The organism is Chitinophaga sp. 9-1-y, from assembly GCF_059511905.2.
In genome coordinates this window covers 1,102,406-1,119,639 of record NZ_CM197955.1, presented here as the reverse complement: position 1 = coordinate 1,119,639, position 17,234 = coordinate 1,102,406, and the positions used below count along the sequence as shown (strand labels likewise).

General features: G+C 47.6%; 15 protein-coding genes and 1 riboswitch. Of the genes, 12 read left to right on the top strand and 3 right to left on the bottom strand.

Annotation, left to right across the window (positions count from 1 at the left end; genetic code table 11):
* The gene (locus AC5ZC7_RS04445) at nucleotides 1-966 is read left to right on the top strand and encodes an endo-beta-N-acetylglucosaminidase H (RefSeq protein ID WP_496162512.1); all 966 of its coding nucleotides are present in this window, start codon (nucleotides 1-3) and stop codon (nucleotides 964-966) included.
* A 110-nt stretch (nucleotides 967-1,076) separates the two neighbouring features.
* Here AC5ZC7_RS04445 and zwf read toward each other — a convergent pair whose 3' ends face one another.
* The gene (gene zwf / locus AC5ZC7_RS04440) at nucleotides 1,077-2,582 is read right to left on the bottom strand and encodes a glucose-6-phosphate dehydrogenase (protein ID WP_496162511.1); all 1,506 of its coding nucleotides are present in this window, start codon (nucleotides 2,580-2,582) and stop codon (nucleotides 1,077-1,079) included.
* Between the two features lie 163 nt (nucleotides 2,583-2,745).
* Here zwf and AC5ZC7_RS04435 point away from each other — a divergent pair, with 163 nt between their 5' ends.
* From AC5ZC7_RS04435 to AC5ZC7_RS04415, 5 genes are all read left to right on the top strand, one after another.
* Nucleotides 2,746-3,342: a cyclic nucleotide-binding domain-containing protein gene (locus AC5ZC7_RS04435; RefSeq protein ID WP_496162510.1), complete on the top strand. Its 597-nt coding sequence runs from the start codon at nucleotides 2,746-2,748 to the stop codon at nucleotides 3,340-3,342.
* Nucleotides 3,343-3,434: 92 nt separating this feature from the next.
* Nucleotides 3,435-4,217 (top strand): sterol desaturase family protein, encoded by a 783-nt coding sequence (locus AC5ZC7_RS04430; RefSeq protein ID WP_496162509.1) that lies wholly within the window; start codon nucleotides 3,435-3,437, stop codon nucleotides 4,215-4,217.
* A 261-nt stretch (nucleotides 4,218-4,478) separates the two neighbouring features.
* Nucleotides 4,479-6,479 (top strand): TonB-dependent receptor plug domain-containing protein, encoded by a 2,001-nt coding sequence (locus AC5ZC7_RS04425; RefSeq protein ID WP_496162508.1) that lies wholly within the window; start codon nucleotides 4,479-4,481, stop codon nucleotides 6,477-6,479.
* Between the two features lie 4 nt (nucleotides 6,480-6,483).
* Nucleotides 6,484-7,557 carry a cytochrome c peroxidase gene (locus AC5ZC7_RS04420; RefSeq protein WP_496162507.1) on the top strand — a complete coding sequence of 358 codons (1,074 nt, stop codon included), beginning with the start codon at nucleotides 6,484-6,486 and terminating at the stop codon, nucleotides 7,555-7,557.
* A gap of 5 nt (nucleotides 7,558-7,562) precedes the next feature.
* Nucleotides 7,563-8,048, top strand: coding sequence for a molybdopterin-dependent oxidoreductase (locus AC5ZC7_RS04415; protein WP_496162506.1), 486 nt, complete (start codon nucleotides 7,563-7,565; stop codon nucleotides 8,046-8,048).
* A gap of 4 nt (nucleotides 8,049-8,052) precedes the next feature.
* Here the strand turns inward: AC5ZC7_RS04415 and AC5ZC7_RS04410 are convergent, their stop codons facing one another.
* Nucleotides 8,053-8,394 carry a LysR family transcriptional regulator gene (locus tag AC5ZC7_RS04410; protein WP_496162505.1) on the bottom strand — a complete coding sequence of 114 codons (342 nt, stop codon included), beginning with the start codon at nucleotides 8,392-8,394 and terminating at the stop codon, nucleotides 8,053-8,055.
* Between the two features lie 123 nt (nucleotides 8,395-8,517).
* On the opposite strand from AC5ZC7_RS04410, the gene eat reads away from it, so the two are divergent.
* The 6 genes from eat (at nucleotide 8,518) to AC5ZC7_RS04380 (ending at nucleotide 16,110) form a co-directional block, all read left to right on the top strand.
* Entirely contained in the window at nucleotides 8,518-9,834 is a 1,317-nt protein-coding gene (gene eat / locus AC5ZC7_RS04405; RefSeq protein ID WP_496162504.1) for an ethanolamine permease, read from the top strand.
* Nucleotides 9,831-11,189 carry a glutamine synthetase family protein gene (locus AC5ZC7_RS04400; RefSeq protein WP_496162503.1) on the top strand — a complete coding sequence of 453 codons (1,359 nt, stop codon included), beginning with the start codon at nucleotides 9,831-9,833 and terminating at the stop codon, nucleotides 11,187-11,189. The genes eat and AC5ZC7_RS04400 overlap by 4 nt, the downstream gene beginning before the upstream one ends.
* Nucleotides 11,190-11,199: 10 nt before the next feature.
* The gene (locus AC5ZC7_RS04395) at nucleotides 11,200-12,336 is read left to right on the top strand and encodes an iron-containing alcohol dehydrogenase (RefSeq protein WP_496162502.1); all 1,137 of its coding nucleotides are present in this window, start codon (nucleotides 11,200-11,202) and stop codon (nucleotides 12,334-12,336) included.
* 2 nt (nucleotides 12,337-12,338) lie between these two features.
* Nucleotides 12,339-13,043, top strand: a complete 705-nt coding sequence (locus tag AC5ZC7_RS04390) for a gamma-glutamyl-gamma-aminobutyrate hydrolase family protein (protein ID WP_496162501.1) — start codon at nucleotides 12,339-12,341, stop codon at nucleotides 13,041-13,043.
* Nucleotides 13,044-13,045: 2 nt separating this feature from the next.
* A complete protein-coding gene (locus tag AC5ZC7_RS04385; RefSeq protein WP_496162500.1) occupies nucleotides 13,046-14,410 on the top strand; it encodes an aldehyde dehydrogenase family protein in 1,365 nt (454 codons plus the stop codon).
* Between the two features lie 172 nt (nucleotides 14,411-14,582).
* A riboswitch (cobalamin riboswitch) is annotated at nucleotides 14,583-14,794 on the top strand.
* 185 nt (nucleotides 14,795-14,979) lie between these two features.
* On the top strand, nucleotides 14,980-16,110 hold the full coding sequence (locus AC5ZC7_RS04380; RefSeq protein WP_496162499.1) for a DUF5074 domain-containing protein: 1,131 nt from the start codon (nucleotides 14,980-14,982) through the stop codon (nucleotides 16,108-16,110).
* 51 nt (nucleotides 16,111-16,161) lie between these two features.
* On the opposite strand, the gene AC5ZC7_RS04375 is transcribed toward AC5ZC7_RS04380, so the two are convergent.
* Nucleotides 16,162-17,229, bottom strand: a complete 1,068-nt coding sequence (locus AC5ZC7_RS04375; RefSeq protein WP_496162498.1) for a UDP-glucose--hexose-1-phosphate uridylyltransferase — start codon at nucleotides 17,227-17,229, stop codon at nucleotides 16,162-16,164.
* Nucleotides 17,230-17,234: the final 5 nt, after the last annotated feature.

The window sequence follows — 17,234 nt, the reverse complement described above, 5'->3', positions numbered from 1 at the left end:
ATGAAAACAAAGCTCCATTTCCCGCGGCTAACCGCCGCCGGTACTGCCGCTGCTATTACCCTCCTCTTCGCAGCCGCCTGTAAAAAAGAAAATGAAAAAGGCCTACAGCCTGTTACGGCCAATAATGCTGCCGTTACACACGCCAGCGCCAAAACGGTGACCAAAACTGGTGGTATATCGGTTTGTTATGTAGAAGTAAATAGTAACAGTTTATTGAATACCGGTAAATATACGCTCACCACCGGTGGACAACAACTGTTTGATATCGCCATCATTTTTGCGGCAAATATCAACTACAATACCACCACCCATCAGGCGGTATTATCCAACAACCCCAATGTATCCAATGTGCTGGTCAATAAAGCCACACAGATTGTACCTCTGCAAAACAAAGGCATGAAGGTGTTGTTGTCTATTCTCGGCAATCACCAGGGCGCCGGTATCTGCAATTTTACCAGCAGAACTGCCGCCCATGCTTTCGCGAAGCAATGCAGCGATACGGTGGCCTATTACGGATTAGATGGAATTGATTTCGACGATGAATATGCAGAATATGGCAACAATGGCACCACACAACCAAACGACAGCTCCTTTGTGATGCTGGTAGATGAACTACGGAAACTAATGCCTTCCAAAATCATCTCCTTCTATTATTACGGACCAGCCGCTTCCCGCTTATCCTGGGGTGGCAAAAAAGTGGGCGATTGGGCCAACTATAGCTGGAATGCGATCTACGGTTCTTATTCGGTACCTAATGTAGCCGGATTGCCCAAAAGCAACTTAGGCCCTGCAGCAGTGGATATACAGAGCACCAGCCAAAGCACCGCCAACTCCCTGGCTACACAAACCAAGAATAACGGCTATGGCGTATACTTATGGTATAACCTCACCAGCACCGATAAGCATACTTACTTCTCCGGTGTGTCTAATATTCTGTACGGTAGCAGCGTGACATACACACCGTAAGGGAAATTACGAATTACGAATAACGAATTACGGCTTTGTGGGTAGACAGTAAACGCGAGTAACACTCGCTTAAATCTACCCACAAAGCCGTAATTCGTAATTCGTAATTTCTACTTAATGCTTTCTTCTCTTGCCGACAACCGGAACCAGTCTTTTGCATAAGGCTTTAATAAAGCCGTTGCGGCGGTAGGTCCCCAGGTACCTGCTTTGTACAAATGCAGTTCTTTGGCGGGATACTTCTTCCAGGTATCTACAATCGGCATCACTACTTTCCAGGCAGCTTCTACCTGGTCAGCGCGCATAAACAATGTAGGGTTGCCATCCAACACATCGAGCAATAATGCTTCGTATGCTTCCGGAATAGTTTCTGTATAGGATTCCTGGTAAGTAAAGTCCATTTCTACCGGTTTCAGCCTCATTTTCAGGCCGGGCACTTTACTTTCAAACAGTAAACTGATTTCCAGTTCCGGCTGTATGCTAATGATCAGGCGGTTGGGCGTCAGGTCATCTTTGAAAATCTTGTTAGGCGAATCTTTGAACTGTACTACGATAACGGACGACTGTACCGGCATAGATTTACCTGTGCGTAAAAAGAAGGGTACGCCTTTCCACCTGTCGTTGTCAATGAACAGCTTCGCGGCCACGAAGGTTTCGGTGTTAGAGGCAGGCGCTACATGGTCTTCCTTACGGTAAGCCACACGAGGCCCACCGTGTACATTGCCGGCGGTATATTGCCCGCGGATCACGTTTTTCAGCACCTGTGCCGGGGTATAGGGGCGGATGGCCTTTAATACCTTTACCTTGGCGTCGCGGATCAGTTCTGATTTGTAGAACTTAGGTGCATCCATCGCTATAATACAAAGTAATTGCAGCAGGTGATTCTGTATCATGTCGCGCAGGGCGCCGGCGCCATCATAATAGCCGCCACGTTTGCCTACACCCACTTCTTCTGCTACGCTGATCTGTATGTGATCGATATATTTTTTATTCCATAATGGCTCGAATACGTAGTTGGCAAAACGGAATGCCATGATGTTTTGTACCGCTTCCTTACCCAGGTAGTGGTCTATACGGTAGATTTGCTTTTCTGCGAAACGCTTGCCTAAAAAGCGGTTGAGCTTCTTGGCCGTATCCAGGTCGGTACCAAATGGCTTCTCCACCACAATACGGTCCAGGTCTTCGCGACAGCAAAGGCTGTGTTGATACAGGGCTTCCGCGATGATTTCAATAAAACGGGGCGCTACAGCGAAGTAAAACACACGGCTACTATCCTTTTTCTGCTTCTTTTCAAAAGCGTCCATCCTGGTTTTCAGCCCGGTGTACGTCTCAGATTTCATGAAGTCGCCCTGCAGGTAGGTGATGTTTTTAGCAAATCCTTCCCATTCCTTTTCATCGGCCTTTCCGTTTCGGCTAAATTCGTTGATGCCAGCCAGCAGATCAAGTTTGAAGGCGGCTTCATCTTCCGGCAGAAAGTCTACGCAGTAGATATTAAACACCGGCGGCAGGTGCTTGTCTGTATACAAATTATAAAGTGCCGGGATCAGTTTCCTCTTTGTCAGGTCCCCTTTAGCACCAAAGATGGTGATAGAAGCGGGGATTATTTTTCCAGGTTTCATCTAAGCATCGGTTTAATAGTGCTGTAATTTAAGCATCAATTCCCGGAATATGCGAATACAATTTCCCATCTGCCCTATAAATAACCCTGTAGTAACATGTGCTACAGCAGTTTCGGGGAATTAACCTTACATTAGCAAGTGCATTTTGTGGCCGTAAACTGATATGAGTACATCAAAAACTACCTTACAACAACTATTATTTGACCTGGCCGGCGTGTTGCCCGCCGATACTGCTCCCCTGTTTTCCATGACCAGGACGGTAAAACTGGAAGCCAACGAAGTATATATCCGGGAAGGAGAAACCGCCCGGCGCCTTGCTTATATTGAACAGGGCATTATGCGGGCGTACATTATCAAAGCTAACGGCGACGAAGCTACGTTGTTTCTCCGCTGGGAAGAGCAGTTCATCGCTTCCCACGACTCTATCATCCACCGGCAACCTTCCCGTTTTATCTACCGGGCGCTGGAACCGGTTACCCTGCTGGAAATGGACTATGATGTGCTGGAAGCAGTATTAAAAACCCATCCGGAATATGAGCCGTTAAGGAACTTCTTCCTGATGCGCATGCTGTCAGAGTCGTTACAGATGATGGAATCTTTTGTAACGTTGTCGCCGGAAGAACGTTACCTGAACCTGGTCACCGGGCGTTTCGACCTGGTAAACCGCGTGCCGGATAAGTATATCGCTTCTATGTTGGGTATTACGCCCGTCTCCCTCAGTCGCATCCGGAAGCGACTTCATACCAAAGGCAAAGGCTGAAATTAACCTTTGTTAAGATCGGAAGTTATCCTTTGTTAACCACATCTGCCAGACGTCTACGCTATTTTTGAAACATAAAAAATGAGTGGTTTATGGATCAAATAGTAACGGCGGCAGGTAGAATTTTCCTGCTTTCTGCCCTGCGGTATTTTTTGCTGGCAGGTATTCCCTTTGCATTATTTTACCTGTTGATGCCTAAGCGCTGGAACCGTTTCAAGATCCAGCAACGGCTCGCCTCCAAAAAAGATTTCCTTCGCGAAATATGGTATTCCATGCAAAGTACCCTGGTATTTACCGGTATCACCATGGTGTTGCTGTTTACGCCCATCCGGCAGTATACCCAGATTTACACCAACCTGTCAGACTTCCCGATCTGGTATGTAGGCGTGAGTGTGGCGCTGAGCCTGGTGGTACATGATACCTACTTTTACTGGATGCATCGCCTGATGCACCATAAAAGCCTGTTCAAGTTAACACACGTGGTGCATCACGAAAGCACCAACCCTTCTCCGTGGACGTCTTATAGCTTCCATGTAGCCGAAGCCGTAGTAGAAGGCGGTGTACTGGTAGTAATTGCGTTTGTAATGCCGTTACATCCGCTGTCTATTTTACTGTTTACCATCAGTGGTTTTATCATCAACGTATATGGCCACCTGGGCTATGAAATTATGCCCAAAAACTTCCGCCATTCCTGGCTGTTTGAAGTGATCAATACCTCTACCCATCATAACCTGCATCATAAAAAGTTCAGGGGGAATTATGGACTGTATTTCCGCTTCTGGGACCGTATGATGGGGACTGAAAACCCCGACTATGTAAAAGAGTATGACCGCTTACAGGCCATCCGGTTTGAAAAGGAAGCTTTTTGCAGTTAGCTTTTAGCTTTTAGAAAAATGCAGTGGAGATATAGGCAAAGTATAATAACACTTAAGCTTATATCTCCACTGCATTTTTCTAAAAGCTAAAAGCTAACTGCAAAAAGCTTCCTTATTAGTATTATCTTTGCCCCTGATTCATCATACACCCTGACACCTCATTTTTCCAGCTTCCCTTTTGGTTCCGTGTTTTTGTTATTGCAGCAGCGGTAAGCATTTTTTCACCGTTATTCAAAAATAGGAATAACGCAAACCAGGTACATGCAAAGGATCATTCTGACAGCCGGACTCCTCATCGGCAGTATGACACACCTCTTAGCCCAGCTAAAACAAGACAGCAGCAAGGTATTTTCCCTTGGTGAAATAGTGGCCTATGGCAGTCGCCCGGATTCCGCCGGCACTATTACCATGGAACAAATCAGGCAGTTTCACCGGCTCCAGGTAGCCAATGCCCTGAACCTGCTGCCCGGTGTTAGTCAATCGAACGTAGGCCCCCGTAATGAATCCATGATTTATCTCCGGGGTTTTGACCTCCGGCAAACACCCGTATTTATTGATGGGGTACCGGTATATGTACCCTACGACGGCTATGTGGATCTGGCCCGTTTTACCACTTTTAATCTCTCTAAAATAGTAGTAGAAAAAGGCGGTGCCTCCGTCTTATATGGTCCTAACACCATGGGGGGCGTTATTAATCTCATCTCCTCAAAACCTACCCATGCACTGGAGGTAAATGCTTCCGCCGGATGGCTCAGCGGAGGAAGTGAAGCTGCTGTTAACATAGGCAGCCGGCTGAAGAAATTTTACCTACAAGGGGATGCATCCCGCTATCAGCGCGACTACTATAACCTTTCGCATGATTTCACCCCTACTAAAAACGCACCCGGTTATAAAAGAGAGAACTCCTATAACAACGACTGGCGATATGGCTTCAAACTAGGTTACACGCCCAATGATAAACACGAACTGGCCATTGGATATGTACACCAGGAAGGCAGCAAGGGATCACCGGTATATACGGGAACGGATACACTGAATTCGTTGTACAAAAGCCCCCGGTACTGGCAATGGCCCAAATGGAACAAGGAAAGCCTGTATTTTCTCTCTAACAGTGAGCTAACAGCAAAAAGCAGTTTGAAAACACGCCTCTTCTATGACCGCTTTGTGAACCTGTTAAACAGTTTCGATGATGCCAGCTACAGTACACAAAAGAGACCTTATGCTTTCAGTAGTCACTATAACGACTATACGTTTGGTGGCAATATGGAATACGGGCAGACGTTGTCAGCGGCCAATCAGTTAAAGGCAGCTGTTCACTTTAAACAGGACGTACACCGCGAGCATAATGAAGGGGAGCCGGAAAGGCGGGCGGCCGATAATAATGTTTCCGTTGGCGTTACCGACCACCACACGTTTGATCCACACTGGACCTTATTGGGAGGCGCCGCTTTTAACTATCGCCAGAGCCTGAAGGCACAAAACTATAACAGTCAAACCAAAGTGATCACAGGTTTCCCGGCCAACAACAGCCACGCCGTTAATGCACAGCTGAAATTGCTGTACACTTTTCTCCCCGGGCGTATCCTCCAATTTTCCGCCGACCGGATGACCCGGTTTGCCACTATCAAAGACCGTTATTCTTATAAGCTGGGTACCGCTATTCCTAACCCGGACCTGCAACCCGAGAATACCGTGAATATGGCACTGCAATACACCGATACCCGGATTAAAAAAGTAAGCCTGGATGGATCCATTTTTTATAACCGTATTCAAAACGTTATTCAGAATGTCAGCAATGTGCAGTATGACACGGTGAAACACCAGTGGCTGTCGCAGTCGCAGAACAAAGGCAAAGCGGTGTATTACGGCGCAGAAGTAGCTGTTACCTGGGAGGTGGCTACCCACTTCACCACCGGGTGGAATTATACCTTTATTAAACGTAAAAACCTCGATAACCCTCACCTGCACTTCACCGATGTGCCGGAGCATAAAGCCATTGGCTGGCTGCAATATCATATTTCGCGTGTAGGCGTTCTCGTGAATGGGGAATACGATGCAGACAGGTACAGCACCAGCTATGGCACCAGGGTGCCTGGCTTCTTCCTGCTGCATGCCAGTGCGCAGGTAAAAATTACCTCCTGGCTGGAACTACAGGGTGGCGTTAATAATATCTTTGATAAAAATTATATGCTCACAGAAGGCTATCCGGAACAGGGTAGAAATTATTTCGCCAAAGTGCTTTTTAATTATAGTTATTTTTAGGGAGATGCATACGCGGTGGCTACTCATTTTACTGGTACTGGCGGCCCTACCTTTCGTAGGCGGCAGGATGGCTTTTATCACCGAGCCATATGCACTGGTATACCCTGTCTATTTTGGTAACAGAACCAATGTTCCGCCCGACAATCCGCTCACCCGGCAGGGCGTTGAGTTGGGCAGGCGACTGTTTTACGAAACAGCCCTGTCTGCCGGTAACAAAATTTCCTGTGGTAGTTGTCATCAGCAGCACCTGGCCTTTACAGACGGAAAAGCTTTCAGCACCGGTATAGACAGCATCCCCACCGATAGAAGTGCCATGTCGTTAGCCAACCTGCTATGGGTAAGACATTTCTTCTGGGATGGACGGGCTGGCAGCCTGGAACAACAGGCCATCACGCCCCTCACCGCCCCTCATGAAATGGGACAATCGCTGACCATAACTGCCGAAAAACTACGCCATAAACGGGGCTATACGGCCCTTTTCCAGGCCGCCTTTGGTACGGACAGCATCACCGGCGAAGCGATCATAAAAGCCCTCTCACAATTCGAAAGAACGCTTATCTCCGCCAGCTCCCCGTACGACCGCTACCTGCAAGGCACCTTTCAACCGGAGGCAGCGGCGCTGCACGGCATGCAATTGTTTTTCACCGCGCCTGACCCCGGGAAAAATATTCGCGGAGCCAACTGCGGGCATTGCCATGGCGGTCCAAAGCTATACCTGGAGCTGTTTCACAACAACGGTCTGGATAGCCTTCCCGCAGATGCCGGCAGGGAAAAGCTTACCGGCCTGGCCACCGACAGGGGGCGGTTCCGGGTGCCTACGCTCCGCAACATTGCGCTTACCGCGCCCTACATGCATGATGGCCGTTTTCAAACATTGGAACAAGTACTGGATCATTATAGCGAACACATTATCAGCAGCCCTTCTTTAAGCCCGGTGCTGCGTAATACATCGAATGAAACTGGTGGTACTGCGCTGCAACTCAGCAGGCAGGAGAAGAAAGACATCATCGCCTTCCTGCACCTGCTCACCGATTCTGCCTTTATTACCAATCCACAATTTTCTAATCCCGTTAATTAAACGATATGTTATATAAACAACTCTCTTTGCTGGCCTCCACACTGCTGCTGTCTTCCTTTGCCTGGGCACAATCCATTTCCATAGCAGGAGAAGTGACCCATCCGCTAAAGCTTACGGCTACCGATATTGCCGCGATGAAAAAAGTAACGGTGTCCGCTACCGACCGCGATGGGAAAGCACATCAATATACCGGCGTGCCGGTATATCAACTCCTGCAACAAGCCGGCGTTACCCTCGGGCCTCAACTAAGAGGGGAAAACATGGCAAAATACCTGCTGGTAAAATCGGGCGATGGATATGAAGTATTATTTTCCTTACCGGAACTGGACAGCACCTTTACAGACCGGGTGATTATATTGGCGGATACAGTAGACGGACAACCGCTGCCAGCTGGCAAAGGCCCTTTTCGTATAGTGGTGCCCGGTGAAAAGAAACCAGCCCGCTGGATATGGGAGGTAACGACTATGACTGTACGATTTGCAAAAGAATAATTGTTTATATGGGTTTATTTAAGCCCGCCATCGCATTGCTTAAAAATTCCTGGAAGGCGTTATTTAACTGATGAAACAGTGCGATGGCTGCTTTACCTTCTGTTGTCAGGGAAGCGCCGCCGCCATTCCTCCCGCCTCTTTCCATTGTCACCAGTGGGTGACCGGTACGTTTATTCATCTGGTCTACAAAATCCCAGGCCTGGCGGTAAGAGATTTTCATCGCCGTAGCCGCCTTGCGCAAGGATCCTAACTCCCCGATTTTTTCCAGCAACTCAATTCTGCCATATCCTAAAAAAGGACCCTCTGCTGTTTCAATCCATATGCGGCCATTAGCGATCAGTTTCATGTTGTCATGTATAGTATTGTTATGAAAATGTCCTTCTCTTCTTATTATTCTTCTCTAAAATACTTACTATAAAAATATTTTATTTTATGTTATATTACGGTACACACCATTAAGATCTTTCTAATGACACAAAACAAGGGCTTAAAGAAAACACTGACTCCCTTTATGCTGTGGGGGCTTGGAGTAGGATACGTAATTTCGGGTATGTACTTTGGTTGGAATCTTGGGCTCGAAAAAGGGGGCACCGGAGGAATGGCCCTCGCCACCCTTGTGATCATGGTCATGTACGTTACCTTTACTTTTAGTTATGCAGAACTGGCCTGTGCCATCCCTAAAGCCGGCGGCGTATTTGATTATGCCAACAGGGCCATGGGCAAAGATATCGGCTTCATTGCAGGTATTGCCCAGGTGGTAGAATTTATCCTGGCACCTCCAGCGATCGCCTTTGCCATCGGTGCTTACTTCAACGCGTTTTTTCCCCAGGTACCTATCTTAGCCAGCGCTATCGCCATCTATTTTGTGTTTACCGCCCTGAATGTGTATGGTGTAAAAGCAGCAGCTTCCTTTGAAGTGGTGGTTACCATCCTGGCAGTAGGAGAACTGTTGCTTTTCTCGGGTATATCACTGCCCAAATTTCAGACGGTTAATCTTACGCACAACGCATTGCCGAATGGCTGGGGCGGTGCCTTTGCCGCCATCCCTTTTGCCATCTGGTTTTTCCTGGGCATTGAAGGTATTGCCAACGTAGCCGAAGAAACAAAAAATCCGCAACGGGATATCAGTAAAGGATTTGGATGGGCCATCCTTACGCTGGCTATTTTATGCATACTCATCTTTGTGGCCGCTACCGGCATTGCCGGCTGGGAAGCCATTGTATATAAAAATGGTGTCAGCGGCGATACCTCCGATTCTCCGCTGCCGTTAGCCCTTGCAAAAATTACGGGCAACGACCACCTGATGTATCATCTGCTCATCACCGTCGGTTTATTTGGACTGGTGGCCTCTTTCCATGGCCTCATTCTCGCCGCCGGACGCTCTACCTTCGAAATGGGAAGGGTGCATAACATGCCCGCTATGCTGGGCAAAATATCACCCCGTTTTCATACACCGGCCAATGCCCTCATCGGGAATATGGTGATTGGCATCCTGGCGCTGCTTTCCGGTAAAACGGCCGAAATTATTATTGTATCTGTTTTTGGCGCACTCACACTCTATATCATTTCTATGGTGTCTATTATCATATTGAGAAAACGGGAGCCGGAATTGCCTCGTCCGTTCAAAGTAGCATTCTACCCGGCTTTCCCGCTGATTGCACTGATCATTGCCACCATCTCCATTATCGCCATGTTCTTCTTCAATCCCTTACTGGGAGGCATTTATTTTTCCATTTTAATCATCGCTTTTTTGTTGTACAAAATATTTAAACCGGCCCATACATGACTACATCAGACATATTAGCCTACGTAAAGCAGCACTCCTCCGGGAAAGTGAAGATCGCAGTAACAGACATTGACGGCGTATTAAGGGGGAAATATATTGCTGCCGAAAAATTCGCTTCCGTAGTGGAAAGCAGACTCGGATTCTGTGACGTGACCTTCGGCTGGGATATGAGTGACGTGGTGTACGACAATGTGAAATATACCGGCTGGCATACCGGCTATCCCGATGCACTAGTTAAAATAGATCTCAGCACCTTCCGGAAAATTCCCTGGGAAAATGATGTTCCTTTTTTCCTCGGCGACTTTGTGATGGAAGATAATACCGCTACCTATACCTGCCCCCGGCAGCTACTGCGTAAAGTACTGGCCGATGCCACGCAAAGCGGCTTTATTCCTTACTTCTCCCAGGAGTTTGAATGGTTCAACTTTGCAGAAACACCGGATACCGCCCACCAGAAACAATTTCGTGAGCTAACACCTATGACACCCGGCATGTTCGGTTATTCCATTTTACGCAGCGCGCTGAAAAATGAATACATGAGCAGCCTGTTTGAACAACTGGTAAAATTTGATATCCCGGTAGAAGGATTACATACGGAAACCGGTCCCGGCGTATATGAGGCAGCCATCAAGTACGCCAATATATTACCCGCCGCTGACCAGGCCGTATTATTTAAAACAGCAGTAAAAGAAATTGCCTACAAACATGGTATACTGGCCACTTTCATGGCCAAAATAAACGAAAACCTTCCCGGATGCAGCGGTCACGTACACCAAAGCTTATGGGATGCCGATAATAAAAAGAACTTATTTTACGATGAGCAAGATCCCCGTAAAATGAGTGCACTGATGAAAAGTTATATCGCAGGACAACTACACTGCTTACCGCAGATACTCCCCATGATAGCCCCTACCATCAACAGCTACAAACGACTGGTGGAAGGCGCCTGGGCCCCCACTACGCTCACCTGGGGCATCGACAACAGAACCGTGGCCCTGCGGGCATTACCCGGTAATCCAAAAGCCACCCGCCTGGAAACAAGAGTGGTAGGATCAGATACCAACCCTTACCTCGCGCTGGCCGCCTGCCTCGCAGCAGGTTTGTACGGGATAAAAAATAAATTGTCACTGGAGAAAGAAGCTACCATTGGCAATGGGTACAAAGATACCAGCAATGGTGTATTACCTCAGAACCTTCATATTGCCACACAGCAAATGAAAGGATCTGCCCTGGCAAAAGAATTATTTGGCGCTGATTTCGTAGAACATTTTACCTTAACAAGAGAATGGGAATGGAAACAATACGCTAAAGCAGTCACCGACTGGGAACTTAAAAGATATTTCGAAATCATCTAAGCAGCAGCATATGGCATTTCAGTACAACTTTCCAACTACTATCCGTTTCGGCGCAGACGTTATCAAAGAATTACCGGCGTACCTGCAAAAAAACGGCCTTAAACGTCCCCTGATCGTTACCGACCCCACTGTGGCCGGCCTCTCCTTTTTTAAAGGCATTGTGGCAGACCTGCACGCCCATCAGTTGTCGGTAGAAGTATTCAGCGATATCCATAAAAACCCGGTAAAAAGCGACGTATATAAAGGTACCGATCAATGGGATGCCACGCAACGCGACAGCATCATCGGCATCGGCGGAGGCGCGGCCATAGATGTGGCCCGCGCCATTGTATTACGCATCCACCACCGGGAAGACCTGTTTAAATACGACGACCTCATTGGCGGAGATATCTACGTAACCAACGATGTACCGCACTTCATTACCGTACCCACTACTGCCGGCACCGGCAGCGAAGTAGGCAGGAGTGCTATCATTGCCGATGACGAAACCCATCAGAAAAAAATATTGTTTTCGCCTAAACTTATGGCTAAAATCGTATTTGCTGATCCCATGCTCACCATGGAATTGCCCGCCTTTATTACCGCCGCCACCGGCATGGATGCATTGACACATAACATGGAAGCATTCCTCGCAAAAAATCCACATCCCCTGTGTGATGGCATTGCCCTGGAAGGCATCTATCTCATTAATAAATCATTGGTAAAAGCCACTAACCACCCCGACATAGAAAGCAGAAGTAATATGCTGATGGCTTCTATGATGGGCGCCATCGCCTTTCAGAAAGGCCTCGGGGTGGTACATTCCCTGGCGCATCCGTTGTCGTCCTTACTGGATACTCACCACGGCCTCGCCAATGCTGTAAATATTCCTTACGGCATGCAATTCAACATTGCAGGTTTTGAAGATAAATTCCGCCGCATCGCCAGAACCCTGGAGCTGAAAGAAGAAACCGGTGCCGCCGTAGTGCAATACCTGTTCGATCTCAACAGCCAGGTAAACATTCCGCATCACCTCCGGGAAATCGGCGTAAAAGAAACACATATCGATACGCTCGCAGACCTGGCAGTGGCCGACTTCGCACATCCTAACAATCCTAAACCAGTTAGCCGCAAAGACTTCAAACAATTATATTTAAATGCGTTGTAGCTATGAAGAAAAAAATAGGGATCAGTTTAACGGAAGCCAGCGCCCCCAATTATCAACATTGGTTCACACCCGCGGAACTGGGCGAAGACCTCGAACTGGTGATCCTCTCTTATATCGACAATAACATACCCGATATTGCCACCTGCGATGGATTTGTGATGACTGGCGGGGTGGATGTATTGCCTTCTTATTACGGCGGCACTACTCCCTATCCACATCAGCCGGACCACTTTTCACCGGAAAGAGACGCATTTGAAAAAAAGATTTATGAATACTCGCAGCAACAGCACCTCCCGGTGCTCGGCATCTGCAGAGGATTACAATATATCAATATCCTGGAAGGTGGTAAAGTATATGAAGACATCGGCGAAGCCGCCAACAACATCCATAAAAAAGATACCGCCGATAAAATACACGACGTCACCATCCGTGAAAACACGCTACTGCACAGCATTACCGGCGTCACCAACGGGCAGGTTAACAGCGCACACCATCAGGCTATTCACCCTGACTACCTGGGCCGCAACCTGATGATCAGCGCTACCTCTGCAGATAATATCATTGAAGGCATCGAGTTTGAAGATAAAACCAACAAAGCCTTTATGCTTTGTGTACAATGGCATCCGGAAAGAATGCCCAACAAAGAAGCAAATCCGCTTTCGCAGAAAATAAAAGCACAATTTATTCAAGCTGTAAGAAACCATTAACCATGAAAATTATTAATCCGGCTACAGGAGCAACCATTAAAATCCTGCGTGACGACTCCTCCAACGTGCTGATGGATAAGTACATGTTTCTACGGGTAGGGCAAGTGCATTGGGCTGCTGTGCCTTTGACCGAACGCATAAAAATTATTGACAAGTTCAATGGACTGCTGGAAAAAAACATCGAAAAACTAGCCGCCATCCTCACGTCTGAAACAGGCAAGCCCCTGCAACAATCACGCAATGAAATCAATGGCGCCAGAACCCGCATACAGTGGATGCTGGACAACGTGGAAAAATACCTGGCAGACGAATGGGTAACGAACACGGATACACTAAAAGAAAAAGTAACGTACGAACCACTCGGCGTTATCTGTAATATTTCTGCCTGGAACTACCCCTACCTGGTAGGTGTTAACGTTTTTATCCCCGCCTTACTGGCTGGCAACGGGGTGCTCTACAAACCTTCTGAATACGCTACCCTCACGGCTTTGCAAATTGACAACCTCCTGAAAAGAGCAGGTGTAGAGGAAAACGCTTTTAAAGTAGGCATCGGTGGTAAATATGCCGGCGAGGAACTGCTGACCATGCGATTTGACGGCTACTTCTTCACCGGCTCCTACAAAACCGGCAAATACATCTACGAAAAAGTAGCACCTAAAATGGTGCCTTGCCAGATGGAGCTGGGTGGCAAAGATCCACTCTATGTAACAGACGATATCACCGACATTGCCGCAGTAGCCGCAGCTACCGCCGATGGCGCCTTCTACAACAACGGACAAAGCTGCTGCGCGGTAGAACGGATATACGTACACGAAAAAGTGTACGACGAATATGTAACCGAATTTGTAAAAGCAGTGCGCTCGTGGAAACTGGGCCTTCCCACCGACGAAGGCGTTTACTTTGGCGCCGTAACCCGGCCCGAACAACTGGAAGTGCTGGAAGCACAGGTAAAAGATGCCCTTACCAGGGGTGCTACCTTACTACTGGGCGGCAAGCGCATTGAGCATGATGGCAATTTCTTTGAGCCGACTATCCTCACGCACGTGCACAATAAGATGAAAGTGATGCAGGACGAAAGCTTTGGCCCCATTATCGGTATCATGAAAGTGCAAACAGATACAGAAGCTGTGGAACTCATGAATGAAACAGACTATGGACTTACCGCATCTGTATATTCCAACAGCCAGGAAAGAGCGGAAAATGTGCTGTCGCAGGTGAACAGCGGTACCGGCTATTGGAACTGCTGCGACCGCGTTACCGCCGGATTACCATGGGCGGGCAGGAAACATTCTGGTTTTGGCGCAACGCTATCGCATCAGGGACTGCGTGCTTTTACGAGAACAAAATCCTGGCAAATGAAGCAATAGCAGAAAGCAAAAAGCAGAAAGCAAAAGTGCTAAAGCACCTGTAAACAAAGCTATAATAGCGAATGATTAAAGCGAATATTATTTACGCTTAGATCATTCGCTATTATAGCTTTGTTTACAGGTGCTTTAGCACTTTTGCTTTCTGCCTTTTGCTTTCTGCTCCAATTCACGTACGTTTGCATCCACAATTGGTTCCCGCCGTAGGCGGGATTAAAAGGGAATCCGGTGAAATACCGGAGCTATCCCCGTAGCTGTGATCCTGCATTCATTTTCGAATGAATCGTTTTTTCCGGATACTCCATACCACTGTCTGCCTGCCGGCAGATGGGAAGGTTACCGGAAAAGCAGGAGAGCCAGAAGACCTGCCAGATGTGAGCAATCATTCAGCGCTTTCGGGTGAAAGGCCAGGGATGTAAGCCTAACGGCATATATTCTATTGTGTAAATTATTATTTACCCCAGGGCGCCTTATGCAGATGTACTAACATCGGCCTTTTTGATTTGTTGTTTTTTTTCCGGACTAATCATCCGGACAGGGAAAGGTATGTCATCAATCCAAACAATTATTATATGAAAAAACAGTTATTGTCCTCCTTATTTGTAGCGTTTGTCCTCTTAATGGCATCCTGTAAGAAAGAAGATGCACTCACCCCATCACCGTTACAAAAGCTGGATCTCAATGCTAAAACCGGCGTTACCGCTTCATTGATCACCGGTAAATATGCCAATGGTTTCTTTATTGCCAACGAAGGCTGGTTTGGGCATGGTACCGGCGACCTGCATTTTTATTCCTATAGCGGCGATAGCCTGGTGCAGAATGTGTATCAGCTGGAAAACCCCACCGGCGCATTAGGTGGTGCCTCCAACACCTTACAATTTGCGACCTTCTTCAACAACAAATTATACATCGTAGTGAAAGCGGGTGGTCCGTTGGTAGTGACCGATGGCGGCAGCATGGTAGAAACAGGTCGTATTACTACCCTGCCTGGCAACGACGGACATGCCTTCCTGGGCGTAGACAGTACCCGTGGCTTATTAAGCGCCAGCGACGGCGTATACCCGGTTACGTTACCATCCCTGGCAGTAGGCACTAAAGTAAGCGGCGTATCCGGCTATACCGGCGATATGTTGAAAACAACCAACTACATCTTCGTATTATCTCAAACAGATGGTATTGTAGCACTGAACCGCAGTACTTATGCAGTAGTAAAAAAATTCGGCGCAGCCAACCTCGCCTTTGCAGCTGGTAAAGATGGTGCGGTATATGCTACTACTGCTGACTCCCTGGTTCGTATTGATCCATCAACCCTGACCCGTACGGCCATAAAGCTGGGCTTCACGGTGCCTTCTCCATGGGGCGCATGGCGTCATGCCGGCATCAGTGCTTCTACACAGGATAGCGCTATTTACATTGTACGTAACAATAACTTTGCCGGTGGTACACAATTATATCGTTATGTAATTGGCAACGCTGCTTCTTTAACTACGCCATTTATTACCCTGCCTACCGGTCAGTATTTCTATGGCGCCGGTGCTGCGTATAACAAAGAAAAAAATGAACTGGTGGTGACTACCCTCAATGGATCTATGACCGGTAATATCAACCGCGTATTGATTTACGACGCTACCACTACTACCCTGAAAAAAACATTGACTTACAACGGCTGGTATTTCCCTGCTATGCCGGTGTTTCATGAATAAATCACAGGAGATACCAATAGAAAAGGCTGACGGAATCGTCAGCCTTTTCCATTATTGTTCAACACTTACTGTTTCCAGCAGGGAATAATGTACATCCGGGAGCGACTGCAATTTCTTAGCTGCCCATTCCGGCGTAATATCACGCTGCGGACTGGCCAGTAGCTCATATCCTACCATGAATTTCTTCACAGATGCAGAGCGTAGTAATGGTGGATAGAAATGCATATGCCAATGCCATTCCGGATGATCGCCGCTATTCACGGGCGCCTGGTGCATACCGGCGGAATATGGGAAAGATGTTTCAAAAAGATTATCATATTTGGTGGCCAGTATTTTCAATATCGCCGCCAATGCCTGCTTCTCTTCCCCGTTAAAATGCGTCATATCGGGTACATGCCGCTTGCTGACAATCATGGTTTCAAAAGGCCATACTGCCCAGAAAGGCACCAGCGCCACAAAATGCTCATTTTCTACCACCACGCGTTCCTGCTTTTCCAACTCCTGGGCGATATAGCTTTGGAGTAAACTTTTACCGGTAGTATCGTAATATTTTTTCTGGTGAGATGTTTCTTTAATCAGTTCTGCCGGTAAATCGCTTGTTGCCCAGATCTGGCTGTGTGGATGCGGGTTACTGCACCCCATGATCTCGCCTTTGTTTTCAAAAATCTGGACATACTTAATCGCTGGATCAGCAGACAGCTGGCGAAATTCTGTTTCCCACAATTCAATCACTTTGCGGATATCAGCTACTTCCATCAAAGGCAGGGTAAGGTCATGCCTGGGAGAGAAACAGATAACGCGGCAAACACCTTTCACGCCACGTGCATGCAATAACTGGTCAACCTGCTCCGCCCCGGCAGGGGTGTCTGGCATCAGGGCGCCAAAATCATTGGTAAAGGCAAAGGGTGCGGTATAGTCAGGATTCAGGTCGCCTCCCATCCGGCTGTTGCCCGGACATAAATAACAGGTGGCATCGTAGGCAGGCAGGGGTTCCTTATTTACTTTCTCTACTTTGCCATTCCATGGCCTTTTGGTACGATGTGGAGATACTAATACCCATTCACCTGTTAAGATATTCAACCGCTGGTGAGGGTGCTCTTCTAACTGGAATTCTTGCATAAATT